The organism is Streptomyces sp. ALB3, assembly GCF_044385685.1.
GTDB lineage: Bacteria > Actinomycetota > Actinomycetes > Streptomycetales > Streptomycetaceae > Streptomyces.
The window spans coordinates 237,520-257,011 of sequence record NZ_JBISCE010000001.1 but is presented as its reverse complement, the minus strand read 5'-3'; the positions used below and the strand labels follow the sequence as shown (position 1 = coordinate 257,011).

Below are 19,492 nucleotides of genomic sequence, written 5' to 3'. Positions count from 1 at the left end.
CGTACGCCCCTGGGAGCGGCGGGCTCACCGCTTCCGGGAACTCCGCGTCTGGCTGCGGACCGCGCCCATGCTCGCCCCGATGACCAGGGCGATGGCCAGGGCGTCCGTCGAGGAGAGGGCCTGGTCGAGGATGAGGAAGCCCGCCGTGGCCGCGATGGCCGGTTCGAGGCTCATCAGGACCGCGAAGGTGGGCGCGGGCAGCCTGCGCAGCGCCATGAGTTCGAGGGTGTACGGAAGGACGGAGCTCAGCAGCGCGACGGCGACGCCCAGGGCCAGCGTGGAGGGGACGAGGAGCCCGGAGCCCGCCTCCATGATCCCCAGGGGCAGCGAGAGCACCGCCGCCACCACCATCGCCAGGGCCAGCCCGTCCGCCTGTGGGAACCGGCGGCCGGTGCGCGCGCTGAAGACGATGTAGGCCGCCCACATGGCGCCGGCTCCCAGGGCGTACGCCGCCCCGGCCGGGTCCAGGCGGTCGAAGCCTCCGCCGCTGAGCAGGACGACCCCGCCGAGCGCGAGGACCGCCCAGACGACGTTGACCAGGCGGCGGGACGCCACGACGGACAGGACCAGCGGGCCCAGTACCTCCAGCGTGACGGCCGCGCCCAGCGGGATGCGGTCGACGGCCTGGTAGAACAACGTGTTCATGCCACCCATGGCGACACCGAAGGCGACCACGGTGCCCCAGTCGGAGCGGGAGTGCCCCCGCAGCTTCGGCCGGCAGACGACCAGCAGGACGAGCGCGGCGGCGGCGAGGCGCAGGGTGACGACGCCGAGCGCGCCGGCCCGCGGCATCAGCAGGACGGCGACCGCCGCGCCGAACTGGACGGAGAGCCCGCCGGCCACCACCAGCGCGACCGGACCCAGCGCCGTTCCGCGTCCGCCGGGACCTCCCGGCCGGCGGCGCCCGGGCTCGTCGAGCGCGGACGCCGCCTCGGGTACGGCAACGGCAGCGGCCTGGTCGGCGGCAGCGCGCGGGTCGTTCACCGGGAACCTTTCCTTCAGTCCATTGGAGTGCACTAGAAAGTCTACGATACGGCACTGATCGCGAGCCGCTCACCTGCTCACCGTAGGTACCTGCGCGCCGCGCGCGAAATGCCGATTGCGCTCCCGTTATGCTCCAGCCGCATGCGCACTGGACAGGGCGCCGGGAACGGTCGGCGCGGTATCGAGGTCCGGCACCTGCGGGCCTTTCTCGCCATCGCGGACGAAGGCAGCGTGACCCGTGCCGCCGCCCGGCTCCATGTCACCCAGCCCGTCGTCTCCCGCACGCTCGCCGCCCTCGAACGGCACCTGGGCGTCCGGCTCGTCGACCGGTCCACCCACCACCTCGCCCTCACCCCCGAGGGCCTCGCCTTCCGCGCCAAGGCCGTCACCGCGGTCGGCGCCTTCGAGGAGGCCCTCGACCCGGGCCGGCTGCGCCACCGGCCGCTGCGACTGGGGCACGCCTGGTCGGCGTTCGGCCCCTACACCACGCCGCTGCTGCGTACCTGGCAGCACCGCCACCCGGAGACCCCGCTCGAACTGCTGCGCATCGACGACCGCACGGCGGGACTCGCCCGCGGCGAGGTGGACGCGGCGTTGCTCCGCGGGCCCGTGGACACTCCGGGGCTCGTCACCGAGGTGCTGTTCACCGAGGGGCGGGTGGCGGCGGTGGCCGCCGACGGCCCGCTCGCCGCCCGCACCTCGCTGTCGCTGGCCGACCTGACCGGCGGCGCGGTCGTCCTCAACACCGTCTCGGGAGCCACCACCCCGGGCCTGTGGCCCCCGCACGCGCGGCCCGCCGCCACCCTCACCGTCGCCAACACCGACGACTGGCTCGCCGCCATCGCGGCAGGAAGGGGCAGCGGCGTCTCGGGGGCGTCCACGGCCCAGATGCACCCGCACGGGGGCGTCGCCTACGTGCCGCTGGACGACGCCCCGCCGCTGCCCGTCCTGCTGGCCCGCCGGGACGGGCCGGGTCACCCCGCCTTCCCCCGGCTGGCGGCGCTCGCCCGGGAGATCGTGGCGCGCGAACAGCGGACCCCACCGGGCGGTTGCGCCCGGTAGCCGTCCATGGCGGTTGACCGCAGCGGTGGGCGAGGCCGTCGCGAAGCCCTGACACCGGCCGGTCCCCAGTCAGCCGTCGAGTCCCTCCGCCAGCACCTCGGCGAGGTGCCGGGCCCGGCGGCCCGCCAGCTGGTCCAGCTGGGTGCGGCAGGAGTAGCCGTCGGCCAGCAGTTCCGTGCCGGGTTCCGCCGCCCGCACGGCGGGGAGGAGCTGGTCCTCGGCGCAGGCCACCGAGACGTCGAAGTGGCCCTTCTCGAAGCCGAAGTTGCCGGCGAGCCCGCAGCAGCCGCCGCTCAGTTCACCGGTCAGGCCGGCCTTCTCGCGGAGTCTGCGCTCGGCGTCGTCCCCGAGGACCGCGTGCTGGTGGCAGTGGGTCTGGCCGGCGACGGGGCGGTCCAGCCGGGGCGGTGTCCACTCGGGCGCGTACTCCTCCAGGTACTGGGCCAGGGTGCGGACGGACGCCGCGAGCCGGGCGGCACGCGGGTCGTCGGGGAGGAGCTCCGGCAGGTCCGTGCGCAGGGCGGCGGCGCAGCTGGGTTCCAGGACGACGACCGGGGTGCCGAGGGACGCCTCCGTCCGGTCCAGAGTGCGGCTCATGACGGCGCGCGCCGCGTCGAGCCGGCCCGTGGACACGTAGGTGAGGCCGCAGCACACCCCGCGGCCGGGCAGCACCGGACTGCGGCCCGCCGACTCCAGGACCCGGAACGCCGCACGGCCGGCCTCCGGTGAGAGGTGGTCGGTGAAGGTGTCCGGCCAGAGGACGACGGCAGGCCCGGCCCCGGGTGTCCGGGTGCGCGCCCAGGCCCGGAACGTCTGCCGCGCCAGGACGGGGAGCGTGCGACGCGGGTCGATGCCCCCGAGCCGCTTGACGAGGGCGGCGAGCGGTCCCCCGCGAGCCAGGAGGTTGAGCGGGCCCGCGAAGGGGGCGGCCATCCGCAGCCATCGCGGGAGGCCGCCCATCGCGTAGTGCGCGGCCGGGCGCAGCCGGCGCTCGTAGTGGTGGTGGAGGAACTCCGCCTTGTACGTGGCCATGTCGACGCCTGCCGGGCAGTCCGTGCGGCACCCCTTGCAGGACAGGCACAGGTCGAGCGCGTCCCGTACCTCCGTCGACCGCCAGCCGTCCGTGACGATCTCGCCGGCGAGCATCTCGTGGAGCAGCCGCGCGCGGCCACGGGTGGAGTGGGCCTCTTCGCCGGTCGCGCGGAAGGAGGGGCACATCACGTCCGGTCCGGCCTTCGCCGTACGGCACTTGGCGACGCCGACGCAGCGGCGTACGGCTGCCGAGAAGTCGCCGCCGTCGTGCGGGTAGCCGAAGACGACGTCCACGGGGCGTGCGGGGAGCACGGCGAAGCGCAGGTTCTCGTCGAGCCGTGCGGGGCGGGCGAGGACACCGGGATTCAGGCCGCCGTCCGGGTCCCAGAGGTCCTTGAAGCGTGTGAACAGGTCCACCATGGCGTCGCCGTACATCCGGGGCAGCAGCTCCGCCCTCGCCTGCCCGTCACCGTGTTCGCCGCTCAGTGATCCGCCGTGCGCGACGACGAGGCCGGCCTGTTCCTCGGAGAACCGGCGGAAGCGGGCGACGCCCTGCTCCGTCAGCAGGTCGAAGTCGACGCGCACGTGGATGCAGCCGTCGCCGAAGTGCCCGTACGGAGTTCCGCGCAGGCCGTGTTCGGCGAGCAGCGCCCGGAAGTCGCGGAGGTAGGGGCCGAGGCGGGCGGGCGGTACGGCGCAGTCCTCCCAGCCCGGCCACGCCTCCGTGCCGTCGGGCATCCGGGTCGCCGTGCCGGCGGCGTCCTCGCGGATGCGCCACAGGGTCCGCATCGCGGCGGGGCCGGTGACGACGGTGCCGTCCAGGGCGTCGGCGGCGCGCAGGACACGTGCCGCGTGGGCGCGGGCCTCGGCGGGCGTGGCGCCGCCGGTCTCCACGAACAGCCAGGCCGCGCCGCGTGGCAGACCGGCCGGTTCGCGTACGAGGTCGGCGGCCATGCCTTCGACGGTGAGCGGGCCGTACGGGAGGAGGCCGGGGGCGGCCTCCGCGGCGGCGGTCTCGTCGGCGTAGCCGAGCACGGCGAGCGCGCGGGCCCCCGGCGTCCCGACGAGGGCGACGGTCGCCTCGGTGACCACGGCGAGTGTCCCCTCACTGCCGCAGAGGGCGCGGGCGGGGTCGGGGCCGTTCTCCGGGAGCAGGGCGTCGAGGGCGTACCCGGAGATGCGGCGGGGGAGCTCGGGGAAACCGGTGCGCAGCAGGGCGAGGTGGGCGGCGGCGAACTCGGGGAGGCCGGGCGGCGCGTCGGGCAGGCCCCGGCCGATGTGCAGGGCCTCGCCGCCGCCGTAGCGTACGACGCGGAGGCTCCGGAGGTTGTCGGCGGTGGTGCCCCAGGCCACGGAGTGCGACCCGCAGGAGTTGTTGCCGATCATGCCGCCGAGCGTGCAGCGGCTGTGGGTGGACGGGTCGGGGCCGAACGTCAGCCCGTGCGGGGCCGCCGCGGCGCACAGGTCGTCCAGGACGACGCCGGGCTGGACGACCGCCGTACGGGCCGCGGGGTCGAGCGCGATGACGCGCCGCATGTACCGGGTGAAGTCCAGGACGACGCCGGCGCCGGTGGCCTGTCCGGCGATCGAGGTACCTCCCCCGCGGGGCGTGACCGGGGTGGCGTGCTCCCGGCAGACGCGGAGTGTCTCGGCGACGTCCTCGGCGTCGCGGGGGGCCACGACGGCCTGGGGGACGCGGCGGTAGTTGGACGCGTCCATGGTGGTGAGGGCGCGGGCGGTCACGTCGGACTCCACGTCGCCGTGGACGGCCTGGGCCAGTTCTCGGACGAGGTCGGTGGCGGGCATGAGGCCAGCATGCCGCGCCCGGGGCAGGGAGGCGGCCGTCGGACACCGGCGGCTGCGCTCTTCGGATGGACCGGGCCGGACGGGCGCGGCGCCTCGCGCGGATGGGGCGGGCCGGACGGGCGCGGCGCCTCGCGCGGATGGGGCGGGCCGGACGGGCGCGGCGCCTCGCGCGGATGGGGCGGGCCGGACGGGCGCGGCGCCTCGCGCGGTTGGGGCGGGCCGGACGGGAGCGGCGCGGAGGGTCGCGGGCCGGCCCCGAACGCGGGGCCGGGCCGGACTACTTGGCGCAGACCGCCTTGTCGGCCTCCACGCGCTGGATGTCGGCCGGCGCCTTCGCCGGGGCGGTGAGCGGGCTGCCCGCCTTCTTGAAGTCCGGGCCCAGGGTCAGCGCCATCGGTTCCATCTCACCCGCGTCCGTCGTGGTCGGCTTGAGGGCCGAGGCCGACAGGCCCATCATGCCGGCCAGCCGGCGGGCCTGGTCCGCCTGGTTGGGGGCGTAGACGAGCTGGGTCTTCTTGACGTCCTGCGGCGCGTTCGCCTGGTTCGTGGACTTCAGCACGCCCTGTTCGTTCTGCAGCCAGTCCAGGGCGTTCTGCGCGGAGCCGGCGGGGGCGCCGCCGTTGTAGACGTCGACCCGCACGTCCGCCGGGTCGGCCATCTCGCCCTTCAGCTTGGCGTCCGCCTCGGCCTTGGCCGCGGCCTTCTCCTGCTTCGCCACCGCGGTGAAGGAGACGTCCTCGCGCATCATCGAGAAGACCTGCGGCGCCTTGGACTCGTCGAGGACGACGGTGGCCTTGTCGTTCGGGTTGTCCAGCACCGGGACCGTGGTGAACGTGATGTTCTTGGGGTCGACCGACGCCAGCTCCATACCCAGCTTGCGGAGCTGGTTTATGTCGGCGATCTTGTCGTCGACGGTGAGCGCCTTGGTGGCGGCCTCCGCGAGCGACCACATCTTCGTGGGGCTGGTCAGGGTGTCGTTGGACTTCAGCTTGCGCATGAGCGAGCCCAGGAACTGCTGCTGGATCTCGATGCGGCTGAGGTCGCTGCCGAAGCCGACGGAGTGCCGGGTGCGCAGGAAGGCCAGGGCCTGCTCGCCCTGGAGGGTGTGCTCGCCCTTGGACAGCTTGAGGTGCGAGTCCTTGTCGTCGATGTCCTTGGCGAGGCAGACGTCCACGCCTCCGACGGCGGTCGTCAGGGACTTGACCGCGTTGAAGTCGGCCACCATGAAGTGGTCGACCTCGATGCCGGTGAGCTCGGTGACGGTACGCATGGTGCAGCTGGGGGTGCGGTCCGACTGCCCGAGGCTGGTGTTGAAGCGGCCGCCGGGGGTCGCGGGGATGTCCTTCTCCTCCCCGCTCTCCAGCTTCGTCGGGCAGACGGGGATGTCCGCTATCAGGTCACGCGGGATGCTCAGCGCGGTCGCGTTGGTGCGGTCCTTGGACACGTGGAAGAGGATGCTGGTGTCGGCGTGGCCGACACTTCCGGCGTCCCCGTAGCCCTCGTTGCCCTCGCCGGTCCGCTTGTCGGTCCCGATCACCAGGACGTTGATCGCCCGGTCCTTGCTGAAGCCACCGGTGCCGGCCCCGTCGGTGGAGACCGCGGTGATGTTGCCGTTGAAGTGCTGGTACACGAGGTAGCCCGCGGTGCCCACGCCCACCATCAGGAAGGCGAGCACGCCGCCGGTCCACACCAGGGCCTTCTTCTTGCGGGACTTCTGCGGCTTGGCCTTGCGGCGCCCGGCCGCCGGCACGGCCGCCCGGCCGCCCGGCTTCCGCGTCCCGTCCCGTTCCCCGCGGCCACCGTCGGAGCCCCGGCGCCCGCCACGCTGGCCGGGCACGGAGGCCCGGTCACCGGGCCGTGGAGTCTCCGGCCCCGGAGCCGGCCTGCGGCGCGGTCCGGGCGTTCTCGCGTCCGGTGTGCCGGCCGGCGCGGACGATCGCCCTGAGGAGGGGGTCAGTCGCAGTTCGTAATCACCGGTGTCGGGGTTGAGTACCCACTGGTCTGCGGGGTCGATTCCCTCGTCCCGCCCACGGCCTTGCGCGTCCACGGTTGCCTGCGTCCTCCGTCGGGGCCACGCGGCGCCTCCCCCTTCAAGGCGCGCGGTGTGTCTTACGGCGGTGCCGACCCGAAAAGTCGACTGCACCGGAGCGCTCACCCTAGCTGCCCACCGGCTCACGGGCGACGATCGTGATAAATCAAGCATCACACAGGCGACATAACCCGACATTCAGCACTAGTTGCCCGCCTGGTCCACGACTTGCCCGGCCGGGCATCGGCCTCAGGGCTCCGCCAGGGTCAGTTCAAGCCAGATTTCATACAGAAGTGGCCACAAGGAATCCCCAAACAAGTCGCCAATTCTCCTATAGTTGCCGTGACTTGATCAGGAACAATCAGCTCCAGTTGTGGTCCTTTCATCATCACCACACCGGTAAGTCCAGGTTGTCCCTTCCGTCCCACCTGCCCTTTCCCCCCGCACCGTCCGCCCCGAGGACTCCGATTGCGCCCTTCACTCCGGCCGACCGCACTCGCCCTGCTGATATCGGCAGCCGTTACCGGTGCTCTGTGCCTGTGGGCGGTCGCCGCCGCTCCCGCCTCGGTACGGACACCCATCGCGTGGGGAGCGGGCGGCGCCGCCGCGCTCCTCTGCATCGCGGTGACCGTCACGGTCCACACGCTCGCCACCGCCCGCAACCTGCGCGCCCTGCGGGCCGCCGACTCCGAACGCTTCACCGCCGAGACCTCCCGCCTCGTCTCGACCTCCGCCGCCGAGGCCCAGCGCTTCACCGCGGAGACCGCCAGGATCAGGGCGGCCGCCTCCGCCGAGGCGGCCCGGGTCACCGCCGAGGCGGACGACCGGGTCGCACGGGTCACCGTGGAGGCCACCGAGCAGCACGAGCGGCTCACCGCCGAGGCCGCCCGGCTCACCGCCCGTGCCCGGCGCGCCGAGAACGAGCGCTCCGCCGCGATCTCCGCCTGCGCCAACGCCGCGGGCCGGATGCAGGCCCTGGCGACGAGCATGCTGGCCGACCTGCGCGAGATGGAACACCGGCACACCGCCGAGGATGTGCTCGGTGACCTGCTGCACCTGGACCACCGCACCGCCCAGGCGGGCCGCCTCGCCGACTCCATCGCCGTGCTGACCGGGGCGCGTTCCGGGCGCCGGTGGGCCAAGCCGATCGTGATGGAGTCGATCCTGCGCGGCGCCATGGGCCGTATCGGCAGCTATCAGCGCATCCGCCTGCACTCGACCAGCGACGTGGCCATCGCGGGGCACGCGGCCGAGGGAGTCATGCACGCCCTCGCCGAACTGCTGGACAACGCCGCCAACTTCTCGCCGCCCACCGCCGAGGTGCACGTGTACGTCGAGGAGGTCCCGGCAGGCATCGTTGTCACCGTCGAGGACAGCGGCCTGGTGATGAGCGATGTGCAGCTGCGCAGGGCCGAGCGGGCCGTGTCCGCCGAGAACCAGGACCTCACCGGGATCTCCGGCACCCGGCTCGGCCTCGCCGTCGTCGGCCGGCTGGCCAGGAAGCACGGCCTCACCGTCTCCTTCCGGCCGTCGGCACGCGGAGGCACGGGCGCGCTGATGATGCTGCCGCAGGAGCTCATCTCCCGCACACCCGCCACCGCTCCCCTCCCGGGCCCCGCCCGGCACCCCGAGCCCGAGCCGGCCCACACGACGCCGGTCGCGGACGGGCGGGCCCCGGCCACCGCGGTGACGGACTCCCCCGGGTCCGCGCCGCGCACGGACGCCGCACCCGGGCGGCCGGAGTCCGCGTCCGAGTCCACCGGCACCGTCCCCCAGGTCGGCGAGAGCGGCCTGCCCAAGCGCCGCCGCGGCCGCACGCTGGCCGCCGCCGAAGCCCGTACCGGCAATGCCACCCCCGGCGGAGCCGAATCCCCCAGGCCCCGTGCCACCGACCCGAAGGTGCAGGCTGCCCGCTTCAGCACCTTCAGCCAGGCGGTACGAGCCAATTCCCCGCACCCGGAAGGCAACACCCGATGAGCGCGACCACCGATGAGAAGCTCAACTGGCTGCTGGAGGGGCTGCTCGACCGCACGCCCGGCGCCCGGCACGCCCTCGTCCTGTCCAGGGACGGCCTGAAGCTGTGCCGCACTCCCGAACTATCCGTCGACCAGGCCGACCAGCTGGCCGCGATCTCCGCGGGCATCCAGAGCCTGTCGCACGGCGCGTCCATCGAGTTCGGTGACGGCTCCGGCGGCGTGCGGTCCGCGATGACCGAGTTCTACGGTGGCGTGCTGTTCATCGTCGAGGCCGGCGCGGGCGCCCATCTGGCGGTCGTGGCTGCGGAGGACTCCGACGTCGGCCTCGTCGGCCACAACATGAGCGAACTCGTCGAGCAGCTCGGCGAGTACCTCGTCGCCCCGCCGCGCGACCCCTCGGGCGACACGGCGGCCACGGTCGCGGAAACCGCGGACGTATGACCTCCGTCCCGCGCCCCCGCCCCGGACGCGACGACGACCCGGACCGGCTGTACACCCTCACGGGTGGGCGCAGCCGGTCCGACTCGGCCGCGTTCGACCTGGTGACGCTCGTCGTCGCCGAGTGCGACCCGAGCCCCGGGATGCAGTCGGAGCACGTCGCGATCCTGCGGATGTGCAACAGCCCCACCGCGGTCGTCGAGATCTCGGCCACCCTGAGCCTGCCCGTCAGCATCGTCCGCATCATGCTGTGCGACCTGCTCGACACCGGCCGGATCAGCGCCCGCCATCCCCGTACTGCCCGTGTCGAGGACCGTCTCCCCGACACCGACACCCTGGAACAGGTGCTCGTTGGACTCCGCAACCTCTGACCGTGCCGCCCTGCAGGCGACGGCCGACAACGGACTGAAGATCGTCGTTGTCGGCGGCTTCGGGGTCGGCAAGACCACCATGGTCCGATCCGTGAGCGAGATCCGTCCGCTCAACACGGAGGAGACCATGACCCGCGCGGGCGAGGCCGTCGACGACCTCGACGGTGTGCACAGCAAGACGTCCACCACGGTCGCCTTCGACTTCGGCCGCATCACGCTCGACGCGCGTTCGGTCCTCTATCTCTTCGGCGCGCCCGGACAGGAACGCTTCTGGTTCCTGTGGGACCGCCTCTTCGCCGGCACCCTGGGCGCCGTCGTCCTCGTCGACACCAGGCGGCTGGCCGACTCCTGGTACGCGATCGACCGGCTGGAGCACCACGGCACGCCGTTCATCGTCGCGTGCAACGACTTCGGCGGCTCGTTCCACACCGAGCAGCAGATCCGCGAGGCCCTCGACCTCTCCCCCGACGTCCCTCTCGTCGAGTGCGACGCCCGGGACCGCTCCTCCAGCAAGTACGTCCTGATCACGCTGGTCGAGCACCTCCACGCACTGTCCGTAGCCCGTGCGAAGGCCTCCGGCCCCGCCCTGGCCGCCGGCCCGGCCCCGGCCATGACCCCGGAGCCCACATCGTGACCCAGTGCCCCGTCTCCCACGGTCCCGTACCCCTGTCCGGACCGCGGTTCCAGACCGACCCGGTGCGGTTGTACCGGGAGATGCGCCGTGACCACGGTGCCGTGGCCCCCGTCGTGCTCCCCGGCGACATCCCCGCCTGGCTGATCCTCGGCTACCGGGAGCTGCACCAGGTCACCGGCGACCCGGTGCTCTTCAGCCGGGACTCGGAGCTGTGGAACCAGTGGGACGCCATTCCGGACGACTGGCCGCTGCTGCCGATGATCGGCCGCAGACAGCCGTCGATCCTCTACACGGTCGGTGAGCGGCACACCGTCCGCGCGGCGATGATCAGCAACGCCCTGGAGGCCGTCGACCCGTTCGCGCTCAAGCGGTACGCGGAGGAGTTCGCCGACGACCTCATCGACCGCTTCTGCTCCACCGGCCGCACCGACATCATCGCCGAGTACGCGATGCTGCTCCCCGCCCGCGTCCTGGCGAAGCTCTACGGCTTCAGCGACGAGGTCGGCGGACCGCTGGTGGGCGCGCTCAACGACATGATCGACGGTCGTGAACGGGCTCTGGCCGGACAGCAGCACCTCGGTTCGGCCATGTTCCAGCTCCTCGTCGACAAGCACGCCGAGCCCGGCGACGACGTGGCGACCCGGATGCTCCAGGACCCGGGGGGCTTCACCGACGAGGAGGTCGCCCAGGACCTCATGGTGATGATGGCCGCGGGCCACCAGCCGACGGCGGACTGGATGGGCAACTCGCTGCGGCTGATGCTCACCGACGACCGCTTCGCCGCCTCGCTGTCCGGCGGCCGGCACAGCGTCGGCGAGGCCATGAACGAGGTCCTCTGGGAGGAGACCCCCACCCAGAACGTGGCCGGCCGCTGGGCGTCCCGCGACACCCACCTCGGCGGCCGGCACATCCGGGCCGGCGACCTGCTGCTCCTCGGCATCGCCGCCGCCAACGTCGACCCGCAGATACGCACCGACGGCTCCGCGCTCACCGGTGGCAACAACGCGTTCCTCTCGTTCGGCCACGGCGAGCACCGCTGCCCGTTCCCGGCCCAGGAGACCGCGGAGGTCATCGCCCGTACGGGAATCGAGGTGCTCCTGGACCGGCTCCCGGACGTGGACCTCGACGTCCCCGCGGACCGGCTGACCCGGCGCCCGTCCCCGTGGCTGCACGGGCTGACGGACCTGCCGGTGCACTTCACGCCCACCCCCGCTCTTGGAGGCCAGAAATGACCCGGATCGCCCTCGATCCTCTCGTCGCCGACCTCGACGGCGAGAGCGCCGCGCTGCGCGCCGCCGGGCCGCTGGCCGAGGTGGAGCTCCCCGGCGGGGTGCACTGCTACGCGGTGACCCATCACGCCGAGGCCCGCCAACTGCTCACCGACAGCCGGGTGGTCAAGGACATCGGTGTCTGGAACGCCTGGCGGCGCGGCGAGATCCCGATGGACTGGCCGCTGATCGGTCTCGCCAACCCGGGCCGCTCCATGCTGACGGTGGACGGCGCCGAGCACCGCAGGCTGCGGAGCATGGTCGCGCAGGCCCTGACGGTGAAGCGCGTGGAGCGGCTGCGCGCCGGCATCGAGGCACTGACGAACGCCTCCCTGGACCGGCTCGCGGCCCTCCCGAAGGGCGAGCCGGTCGACCTGAAGGCGGAGTTCGCCTATCCGCTGCCGATGAACGTCATCAGCGAGCTGATGGGCGTGGACGCGGCCGACCACCCCCGGCTCAAGGAGCTGTTCGAGAAGTTCTTCTCGACGCAGACACCGCCGGAGGAGGTCCCGCAGATGATGGCGGACCTCGGCGCCCTCTTCACGAAGATCGTCGACGACAAGCGGGCGAACCCGGGCGACGACCTCACCAGCGCCCTGATCGCGGCCTCCGAGGACGGCGACCACCTCACCAACGAGGAGATCGTCAACACGCTGCAGCTCATCATCGCGGCCGGCCACGAGACCACGATCAGCCTGGTGGTCAACGTCGTCGAGGCGCTCCAGACCCATCCCGAGCAGCGCAAGCGCGTGCTGAACGGGGAGGTGCCGTGGGAGAACGTGATCGAGGAGACGCTGCGCTGGAACACGCCGACCTCGCACGTCCTGATCCGCTTCGCGACCGAGGACATCGAGGTGGGTGACAAGGTCCTGCCGAAGGGCGAGGCCCTGATCATCTCCTTCGGCGCGCTGGGGCGCGACGAGAAGCAGTACGGGCCGACCGCCGGTGAGTTCGACATCACCCGCTCCCCCAACCGCCACATCGCTTTCGGCCACGGTCCGCACGTGTGCCCCGGCGCCGCGCTGTCCCGGCTGGAGGCGGGGGTCGCCCTGCCCGCGCTGTACGAGCGTTTCCCGGACCTGGACCTCGCGGTGCCGGCCTCCGACCTGCGGAACAAGCCGATCGTGACCCAGAACGACCTGTACGAGCTCCCGGTCGATCTGGGCTGATCGCACCACTTTCCGCCCCGGCTGGTTCCCGGCCGCACCGGTCATCCACGCTCCGGAGCGTGTGTCTCATCCGACGGACACGGTCCTCGACCGCTTCCCGGAGGGACTACGCTCCGGATCGTGGCTGACATCCAGATTCCCGCTGACCTCAAGCCCGCCGACGGACGTTTCGGCGCCGGGCCCTCCAAGGTGCGGACGGAGGCGGTCGACGCTCTGGCCGCGACCGGCACCTCCCTTCTCGGTACCTCCCACCGCCAGGCCCCGGTCAAGAACCTGGTCGGCGAGGTGCGTGACGGCGTGCGCAGCCTCTTCTCCCTCCCCGAGGGATACGAGGTCGTCCTGGGCAACGGCGGCTCCACCGCCTTCTGGGACGTCGCGACGCACGGTCTGATCGAGTCCAAGTCCCAGCACCTGAACTTCGGCGAGTTCTCGTCCAAGTTCGCGAAGGCCGCCAAGCTCGCCCCGTGGCTGGCCGACCCCACCGTCATCGCCTCGGACCCGGGCACCCACCCGGACCCGGAGGCCGAGGCGGGCGTCGACGTCTACGCCTTCACCCACAACGAGACCTCGACGGGTGTCGCCGCCCCCGTCAAGCGGGTCGCGGGCGCCGACGAGGGCTCCCTCGTCCTGGTGGACGCCACCTCCGGCGCCGGAGGCCTGCCGGTCGACATCACCGAGACGGACGTCTACTACTTCGCGCCGCAGAAGTCCTTCGCCTCCGACGGCGGCCTGTGGATCGGCGTGTTCTCCCCCGCCGCCCTGGAGCGCGCCGCGCGTGTCCACGCCTCGGGCCGGCACATCCCGGAGTTCTTCTCGCTGCCCACGGCGATCGACAACTCCCTGAAGAACCAGACGTACAACACCCCGGCGCTGGCGACCCTCTTCCTGCTCAACGAGCAGCTGAAGTGGATGAACACCCAGGGCGGCCTGGACTTCACGACCGGCCGCACGGCCGCCTCCTCGCAGGCCCTGTACGGCTGGGCCGAGGAGTCCAAGTACGCCACCCCGTTCGTCACCGACCCGGCGAAGCGCTCGCAGGTCATCGGCACGATCGACTTCGAGGACGGCATCGACGCGGCGGCCGTGGCCAAGGTGCTCCGCGCCAACGGCATCGTCGACACGGAGCCGTACCGCAAGCTGGGCCGCAACCAGCTGCGCGTCGCGATGTTCCCGGCGATCGACCCGGCGGACGTCCAGGCGCTCACCGCCTGCATCGACTACGTGATCGACAAGCTCTGACGGTCAGTCGTCCCGGACGGCCCCGCGCACCTCGGTGCGCGGGGCCGTTCCCGTTCCGCTCAGCTCGATCACGACCGCCTGTGGCGTGGTCCCTGACCCCATCCGGGGCCTGCCCCCCGGCCGGGCACGGCCTCCTGGAGGGTGTCCCGCCGCCACCGCACCTCGCCGTCCTCCCGCTCGTCCGTCGGCAGGAGCCCCGCGGCGGCGGCCACGGCGGCCGACGCGGCGTTCTCCGGGTGGATGTGGGCCACGACGGTACGGACGGGCCCCCGGTCCAGCAGGTGCCGGACCAGCCCCGCGGCTCCCTCCTTGGCGTACCCCCTGCCCTGCCACCGGGTCCCGACGACCCAGGCCACCTCCGCCCGCGCCCCGCGCACGGTGGCCTGCACGTAACCGGCCAGGCCCCCGTCCGCCCGCACCCTGAGCACCCAGTTCCACCAGAGCTCGGCGGGGTCGGACGGGCCGGCGACCTGGCGCTCGTAGCGGGCGCGCAGGGCCCCGGCGTCCTCCGGGGCTCCTCCCGTCCAGGCGTGCAGGGCGGGGTCGAAGAGGACCGCGGCCATCTCGTCCGCGTGGGCGACGTCGAGCGGGAGGGCGTCGAGACGGGAGGTGACGAAGGGCTCGGGGGCGCCGTTGGCCTGCATGGGGCGGAGCCTACGCGGCGCAGGCGGCCGGGCCTCCGCGGTCCGCGCACCGCGCCCTTCGCGCGCCGGGCGGCACCTCAGGACCGGTCCGGCCCTGGCCGGGGCCCTTCCGTGGCAGCGGGTAGCGGCGGCAGCAGCGACGGACCCGACGCCCCGAATGCCCGGATCGTCCCTTACTCGTGCACCATGGGATACATGGAGACGATCCGTGAGCTCGAGCCCTTCGTGAAGCAGTACACCGTCCTGCTCAGCACCCGCAGGCCGGACGGATCGGCTGCCCGTACCCCCGTCAGCATCGCCGTCGAGGGTGACCACGCCTACATCCGTACGTTCTCCTCGGCCTGGAAGGTCGACCGCATGCGCAACCACCCGATGGTGGAGATCGCGCCGTGCACCGTGCGGGGTGCGCCGACAGGACCACCCGTGAAGGCATGGGCGCGGCTCCTGCAGGAGGGCTCGAAGGAGAACACCCACGCGGCCCGGACGCTCTCCCGGAAGTACCCGGCGCTCCAGGGCGTGGCCGTCCCCCTCACCCACCGGCTGAAGCGCGACCGCACCCTGCACTACGAACTGCGGCCGGTCACCGACGACGCCTGAGCGGGCGAGGGCCGGGCGGCCCGCTGCCCCGCGCGCGCACGAGGTCACGGACCGGCCCGTGACCAGGACGTCCGCGGGGTCGGCGCACCCGCTACCCGCGGCGGCGCCTGGCCGCGATCAGGGCCGCCACGATGACCACGACAGCCAGGGCGCCGCCCGTCGCGGTCCCCTTGTCCGGGCCGCCGTCGCCACCGTCGCCGTCGCCGCCACCGCCGCCGGGTGACGTCCCGCCGCCCCCGCCGTTCGGCGAGGGTGCCCGGCCGCCCTTCACCTCCACGCGCAGCACCTCGCTGCGCTCCCCTTCCGAGCCGAACATCATCGCCGAGCCGTCCGCCGTGTACGTCACCGACTCGGACTGGCCCTGGAGCGGCACACCCACCGCCCGGTCGGCGCCGAGGCGGCCGTCGGCGAAGGCGTAGCCCCGGGCGCTGAAGTACGAGCGCAGCACGAGTTCCCTGCCGTCCGGTGAGAACGCGCCGTCCGTCACCCAGGGCACCTCGCCCACGCGCCGGAAGACGTTGGCCCCGCCGGCCGTCAGCTTGCGCGGGCCCTCGTAGAGGCCGCCGCCGTCCTCGTTCTTGGAGGCGATGTACACCCGCCCCGTCGTGGGGTGGACCATCAACGCCTCGGCGTCGCGCGCGCCGTCGGCGTAGGTGACGTCGAACTGCGTCGCCCGCACGGTGGCGTCCGCGAGCCGCTCCGGCTCGGGGAAGCGGTAGATCCAGACGTGGTCCCACGAGCCGTCGAGGTTGTCGCCGATGTCACCCACGTACAGGTTGCCGTCGGGCCCGAGCGAGATCGCCTCCACGTCGCGGGGCTCCCCCACGCCCTTCATGGTGATCGTCGCCACGGTCTTCCCGGTCCGGGAGTCGACGGCGTAGACGTACGGCCCGTCCTCGCTGTCGTTGTGCGTCCAGTAGACGCCCGGGTGCGCCCGGCTGGCGGCGAGACCGCTGGACTCGGTGATCCGGGGGTCCTCGACCGTGAAGGTCCTGTCCGCCCCGTCCCCCTCGTCCGCGACGGCGGGGGCCGCCCCCGTGAGCAGCAGGAGGACGGCGGCGGCGGAGACGGTCAGCGGCGATCTCATGGCACAAGTGTCCACCGTCACGTCGCAGGCCGGAGCGGTGATCCGCCATGATGTCGCCATGCGTTTTCTCTTCGTCGGCGACAGCATGACCGTGGGCAGGGCCGGCGACTTCACCTGGCGCTACCGCATGTGGCAGCACCTCGAAGCGACCGTGGGCGGCGGCGGGTACACGATCACCGGCCCGCGCACCGAGTTGTACGACACCGAGGCGAACGCCCCGCTCTCCACCGCGTACGGCGACGAGGCCTTCCCCGCGTCCGCGCGGCGGCACCTCGCCGGCTGGGGTGAGGGCTGGCTCCACATGGCCCCGGTCATCGCGGACACCGTCGCGGCGACCCGCGCCGACATCCTGCTGGTCTCGCTCGGCCTGATAGACCTCGGCTTCTACACGGACAGCGCGCAGACCGCCGCGAACGCACGGGCGTTCATCACCGCGGCCCGCACCGCCAACCCCCGGATCAGGCTGGTGCTGCTTCCCGTCATACCGAACATCAGGGCGGAGTCCGACGCCCCCTTCGCTGCCGAGTGCGCACGCTTCAACACACTGCTGGCGCATGCGGTCGCCGACCTGGACACGCCCTCGTCCCCGGTGCTGCTGGCCTCACCTCCCGTGGGATACGACATCCACACGGACACCTACGACGGCACGCACCCCGGCCCGACGGGCGAACACAGGCTGGCCGGGGCCTTCGCCGACGCGATGCACCAGGCCTGGGGCGTGGGCGGCCCGTACGCGGGGGCGCTGGCGACGGTCTGACTCCCCGGGAGGCCTCCCCGGTCACAGTACGGCTCCCGCCTCGTCGTGGAACACCTCCGGCCAGTACCGGTAGTCGTCGGGTCCGCTCGCGGGGAGGCAGGCGACCGGGTCGGCCGAGGCGAGCACGGCGACCATCGTGTCGGCGACCTGGTGGTAGAACTCCCCCGTGCTGCCCGCGATCCCGTACTCCTTCTCGAGCTTCTGCTGCCTGCTGTGCATCCACACCGTGAAGGCCAGCGTCGACACGTCGGCGTTCACCGGGGTCACCGTCTCGTCGTCGATCAGCGCGTAGTGGACCAGGCCCGTGCGGCCGTCGACGACCGTGTCGAAGTCGTGCATCAGGCCGCCGATGAGCAGCAGATGGTCCGCACCCTCCGGCAGGTCCCCGCCGATGTCGAGGTGCCGCAGAGCGGGGTCCGCCTGCCTCTCCGCACGGGCGGCGGTCATCGTCTTGAGGATGTCCTCCGGCTCGTCCAGCCAGAACATCAACCCGTGCCTGGGCAGGCCCACTTCGGCCAGGAACCGGCGGGTCGGCTCGTGCTCCAGGGCCTCGGGCTGGTCCTCCCGGGGGATCCGCACGACCTCCTCGGCGCCGAACTCCTCCTCCATGAAGCCCGGCGGCAGATCGAGGCACAGTCCCCTGCCCGGTGCGGCGACCAGGGCCATCGGCCGGAACAGCGCTGCCATCCGCCAGACGGAGGGCAGTTCGCCCACCCCCACGGCATCCCCCCAGCCTTCGCCGTCCCACTCCTCGGCCGCGAAGGCGGAGAGCAGGAGGGCCGAGGCCTCCTCGACGACCGGCAGGCCGGTGCGGCCCTCCAGGTGTGCGAAGGGCCCACTCAGAGAGGCGAGTGCGTCGACGGCCGCCAGGAGGCGCGCGAGGGCGTCGAGCGAGGGGGCGAGCGGATGGAGTTCGGCGTACTGGGGCGCGTACATGCTCAGGCTGAAGACCCGGCCCGTCTCCCCGTCCACGACGACCGGCTGTGCCTCGTACCCCTCGGTCAGCAGATGGCCGACGACCACCGTGCCCGCTGTGCGCGGATCGAGGTCACCCGGGTCGTACTCCTCCCCGACCAGGTGAACCGCCGTGACCATACGTGCCTCGGACAGGTGCGGAAACCTCATGACCGGGTGTGCGCGCGGCAGTACGCCGCCGGCGAGCGCCCGCCGCGTCGCTCCGTGCGTGATGTCCGGATGGATGGACGCCTCCGGTACCGCGATGCCCGTCCCCGTCATGAACAACCCCCACATTCCCCGTACGCGGCGGTCCCGCCGATGACCTCCACCGTAGGGAAGCCCACTGACATCAGGGGCCGCCCGGGACGCGGGAAGCGGATCGCACGCCCCCGCGGAACCGGATCACCGGACCGCGCGTGCTCATCACCGTGCGGGCCTTCGCCGGAAGACCCCGGGAAAGGAGCGCGGGCGCATGGCGGGAAAGCGGGAGACGGGGGAATCGGCCTGGAGCTGGAAGCGGGGCCGTGCGGGCGCCCTGGTCTGCCTCCTGGTCGCCGTCCTGCTCGTCCGTCCCGGTCTGGTCCCGAACACCCCCGGCCGGGCCGGCAGTCTGCTGGAGACCTTCCTCCCCTGGCTCGGCCTGGCCGTTCCCGTCCTGCTGGTCACGGCGCTGCTGCGTCGCTCGCTGCTGGTGGCGGCCGGGCTGCTGCTGCCGGTGGCCGCCTGGTGCCTGGCCCACGCGGGCACCGTGTCCGCCTTCGGCCAGGAGGCGGACGGCACCGTCACGGTGGTCCAGCACAACGTCAGCGACGTGAATCCCGACCCGGCCGCCACCGCGCGCGCCCTGGCCGGGACGGGCGCCGGCCTGATAGCGCTGGAGGAGCTGACGGCCCCGGCCCTGCCCGCCTTCGAAGGCGTCCTGGCCGCGGACTATCCGCACCACGCGACCAGGGGCACGGTCGGGCTCTGGTCGAAATACCCCCTCACCGGCATACGGCTCGTGGACATCAGGCCGGAGGGCGTCGGGGAGGGCTGGGACCGGGGACTGCGGGCGACGGCCCGCACACCGTGGGGCGAGGTCGCCGTGTACGTCGCCCACCTGCCCTCGGTCCGGATCGGGCCGGCGACCGGGCTCACGTCCGGACGGCGGGACGAGAGCGCCGCCCTCCTGGGCGAGGCCCTCGCCGCCGAGCCCCTGGACCGGGTGGTCCTCCTGGGCGACCTCAACGGCACCCTGGACGACCGGGGTCTGGAGCCGGTCAGCTCCCTGATGAGCAGGCCGGGTCCCGGCTTCGCGTTCAGCTGGCCCGCGCGGTTCCCGGTGGCCAGGATCGACCAGGTCCTCACCCGGTCGGCGACGGTCACCCGCGTCCGGGCGCTGCCGGCCACCGGAAGCGACCACTTGCCCCTGGAGGCCTCCGTCAAGCTGTGAGGGTGGCCGA

The 19,492-nt window shown here is 73.0% G+C and carries 17 protein-coding genes; 11 read left to right on the top strand and 6 right to left on the bottom strand.

Features of this window, described 5'->3' with window-relative positions; translation table 11 throughout:
* Positions 1 to 24 precede the first annotated feature (24 nt).
* Complete coding sequence (locus ACHFIV_RS01315; RefSeq protein WP_398962206.1) at positions 25 to 984, bottom strand: EamA family transporter; 960 nt, start codon at positions 982 to 984, stop codon at positions 25 to 27.
* 141 nt (positions 985 to 1,125) lie between these two features.
* Here ACHFIV_RS01315 and ACHFIV_RS01310 point away from each other — a divergent pair, with 141 nt between their 5' ends.
* A complete protein-coding gene (locus ACHFIV_RS01310) occupies positions 1,126 to 2,046 on the top strand; it encodes a LysR family transcriptional regulator (RefSeq protein WP_398962204.1) in 921 nt (306 codons plus the stop codon).
* Positions 2,047 to 2,115: 69 nt separating this feature from the next.
* Here ACHFIV_RS01310 and ACHFIV_RS01305 read toward each other — a convergent pair whose 3' ends face one another.
* Both ACHFIV_RS01305 and ACHFIV_RS01300 read right to left on the bottom strand, forming a co-directional pair.
* Positions 2,116 to 4,884 (bottom strand): FAD-binding and (Fe-S)-binding domain-containing protein, encoded by a 2,769-nt coding sequence (locus tag ACHFIV_RS01305; RefSeq protein ID WP_398962201.1) that lies wholly within the window; start codon positions 4,882 to 4,884, stop codon positions 2,116 to 2,118.
* A 277-nt stretch (positions 4,885 to 5,161) separates the two neighbouring features.
* Positions 5,162 to 6,931: an LCP family protein gene (locus tag ACHFIV_RS01300; protein ID WP_398962200.1), complete on the bottom strand. Its 1,770-nt coding sequence runs from the start codon at positions 6,929 to 6,931 to the stop codon at positions 5,162 to 5,164.
* A 450-nt stretch (positions 6,932 to 7,381) separates the two neighbouring features.
* On the opposite strand from ACHFIV_RS01300, the gene ACHFIV_RS01295 reads away from it, so the two are divergent.
* The 7 genes from ACHFIV_RS01295 to serC all read left to right on the top strand — a co-directional run bounded on the left by ACHFIV_RS01295 (position 7,382) and on the right by serC (position 14,008).
* Complete coding sequence (locus ACHFIV_RS01295) at positions 7,382 to 8,890, top strand: sensor histidine kinase (RefSeq protein WP_398962197.1); 1,509 nt, start codon at positions 7,382 to 7,384, stop codon at positions 8,888 to 8,890.
* Positions 8,887 to 9,330 (top strand): roadblock/LC7 domain-containing protein, encoded by a 444-nt coding sequence (locus tag ACHFIV_RS01290; RefSeq protein WP_033297446.1) that lies wholly within the window; start codon positions 8,887 to 8,889, stop codon positions 9,328 to 9,330. Before ACHFIV_RS01295 ends, ACHFIV_RS01290 begins: the two co-directional genes overlap by 4 nt.
* Positions 9,327 to 9,698 (top strand): DUF742 domain-containing protein, encoded by a 372-nt coding sequence (locus tag ACHFIV_RS01285; protein ID WP_398962193.1) that lies wholly within the window; start codon positions 9,327 to 9,329, stop codon positions 9,696 to 9,698. Before ACHFIV_RS01290 ends, ACHFIV_RS01285 begins: the two co-directional genes overlap by 4 nt.
* Positions 9,679 to 10,332, top strand: a complete 654-nt coding sequence (locus ACHFIV_RS01280) for a GTP-binding protein (protein ID WP_398962190.1) — start codon at positions 9,679 to 9,681, stop codon at positions 10,330 to 10,332. Before ACHFIV_RS01285 ends, ACHFIV_RS01280 begins: the two co-directional genes overlap by 20 nt.
* Complete coding sequence (locus ACHFIV_RS01275; RefSeq protein ID WP_398962187.1) at positions 10,329 to 11,564, top strand: cytochrome P450; 1,236 nt, start codon at positions 10,329 to 10,331, stop codon at positions 11,562 to 11,564. Before ACHFIV_RS01280 ends, ACHFIV_RS01275 begins: the two co-directional genes overlap by 4 nt.
* Positions 11,561 to 12,769 (top strand): cytochrome P450, encoded by a 1,209-nt coding sequence (locus tag ACHFIV_RS01270; RefSeq protein ID WP_398962184.1) that lies wholly within the window; start codon positions 11,561 to 11,563, stop codon positions 12,767 to 12,769. The genes ACHFIV_RS01275 and ACHFIV_RS01270 overlap by 4 nt, the downstream gene beginning before the upstream one ends.
* Before the next feature lie 120 nt (positions 12,770 to 12,889).
* Positions 12,890 to 14,008 carry a phosphoserine transaminase gene (serC, locus tag ACHFIV_RS01265; RefSeq protein WP_398962181.1) on the top strand — a complete coding sequence of 373 codons (1,119 nt, stop codon included), beginning with the start codon at positions 12,890 to 12,892 and terminating at the stop codon, positions 14,006 to 14,008.
* A gap of 68 nt (positions 14,009 to 14,076) precedes the next feature.
* On the opposite strand, the gene ACHFIV_RS01260 is transcribed toward serC, so the two are convergent.
* Positions 14,077 to 14,652: a GNAT family N-acetyltransferase gene (locus tag ACHFIV_RS01260; RefSeq protein ID WP_398962178.1), complete on the bottom strand. Its 576-nt coding sequence runs from the start codon at positions 14,650 to 14,652 to the stop codon at positions 14,077 to 14,079.
* Between the two features lie 195 nt (positions 14,653 to 14,847).
* On the opposite strand from ACHFIV_RS01260, the gene ACHFIV_RS01255 reads away from it, so the two are divergent.
* Entirely contained in the window at positions 14,848 to 15,249 is a 402-nt protein-coding gene (locus tag ACHFIV_RS01255; RefSeq protein ID WP_398962175.1) for a PPOX class F420-dependent oxidoreductase, read from the top strand.
* Positions 15,250 to 15,340: 91 nt separating this feature from the next.
* Here the strand turns inward: ACHFIV_RS01255 and ACHFIV_RS01250 are convergent, their stop codons facing one another.
* A complete protein-coding gene (locus ACHFIV_RS01250; RefSeq protein ID WP_398962174.1) occupies positions 15,341 to 16,336 on the bottom strand; it encodes a WD40 repeat domain-containing protein in 996 nt (331 codons plus the stop codon).
* On the opposite strand from ACHFIV_RS01250, the gene ACHFIV_RS01245 reads away from it, so the two are divergent.
* Complete coding sequence (locus tag ACHFIV_RS01245; RefSeq protein WP_398962171.1) at positions 16,335 to 17,093, top strand: GDSL-type esterase/lipase family protein; 759 nt, start codon at positions 16,335 to 16,337, stop codon at positions 17,091 to 17,093. The genes ACHFIV_RS01250 and ACHFIV_RS01245 overlap by 2 nt on opposite strands.
* A gap of 21 nt (positions 17,094 to 17,114) precedes the next feature.
* Here ACHFIV_RS01245 and ACHFIV_RS01240 read toward each other — a convergent pair whose 3' ends face one another.
* A complete protein-coding gene (locus ACHFIV_RS01240) occupies positions 17,115 to 18,329 on the bottom strand; it encodes an SUKH-4 family immunity protein (protein WP_398962170.1) in 1,215 nt (404 codons plus the stop codon).
* A 193-nt stretch (positions 18,330 to 18,522) separates the two neighbouring features.
* Between ACHFIV_RS01240 and ACHFIV_RS01235 the strand changes: the two genes are divergently transcribed.
* Positions 18,523 to 19,482, top strand: a complete 960-nt coding sequence (locus ACHFIV_RS01235; protein ID WP_398962168.1) for an endonuclease/exonuclease/phosphatase family protein — start codon at positions 18,523 to 18,525, stop codon at positions 19,480 to 19,482.
* The last annotated feature ends 10 nt before the right edge of the window (positions 19,483 to 19,492 follow it).

Excerpts from the sequence above, each read along its gene's own strand:
- ACHFIV_RS01310 (WP_398962204.1), top strand. The coding sequence starts at position 1,126 with ATGCGCACTGGACAGGGCGCCGGGAACGGTCGGCGCGGTATCGAGGTC.
- ACHFIV_RS01305 (WP_398962201.1), bottom strand. The coding sequence starts at position 4,884 with ATGCCCGCCACCGACCTCGTCCGAGAACTGGCCCAGGCCGTCCACGGC.
- ACHFIV_RS01290 (WP_033297446.1), top strand. The coding sequence starts at position 8,887 with ATGAGCGCGACCACCGATGAGAAGCTCAACTGGCTGCTGGAGGGGCTG.
- ACHFIV_RS01285 (WP_398962193.1), top strand. The coding sequence starts at position 9,327 with ATGACCTCCGTCCCGCGCCCCCGCCCCGGACGCGACGACGACCCGGAC.
- ACHFIV_RS01270 (WP_398962184.1), top strand. The coding sequence starts at position 11,561 with ATGACCCGGATCGCCCTCGATCCTCTCGTCGCCGACCTCGACGGCGAG.
- ACHFIV_RS01260 (WP_398962178.1), bottom strand. The coding sequence starts at position 14,652 with ATGCAGGCCAACGGCGCCCCCGAGCCCTTCGTCACCTCCCGTCTCGAC.
- ACHFIV_RS01255 (WP_398962175.1), top strand. The coding sequence starts at position 14,848 with ATGGAGACGATCCGTGAGCTCGAGCCCTTCGTGAAGCAGTACACCGTC.
- ACHFIV_RS01245 (WP_398962171.1), top strand. The coding sequence starts at position 16,335 with ATGGCACAAGTGTCCACCGTCACGTCGCAGGCCGGAGCGGTGATCCGC.
- ACHFIV_RS01250 (WP_398962174.1), bottom strand. The coding sequence starts at position 16,336 with ATGAGATCGCCGCTGACCGTCTCCGCCGCCGCCGTCCTCCTGCTGCTC.
- ACHFIV_RS01240 (WP_398962170.1), bottom strand. The coding sequence starts at position 18,329 with ATGACGGGGACGGGCATCGCGGTACCGGAGGCGTCCATCCATCCGGAC.
- ACHFIV_RS01235 (WP_398962168.1), top strand. The coding sequence starts at position 18,523 with ATGGCGGGAAAGCGGGAGACGGGGGAATCGGCCTGGAGCTGGAAGCGG.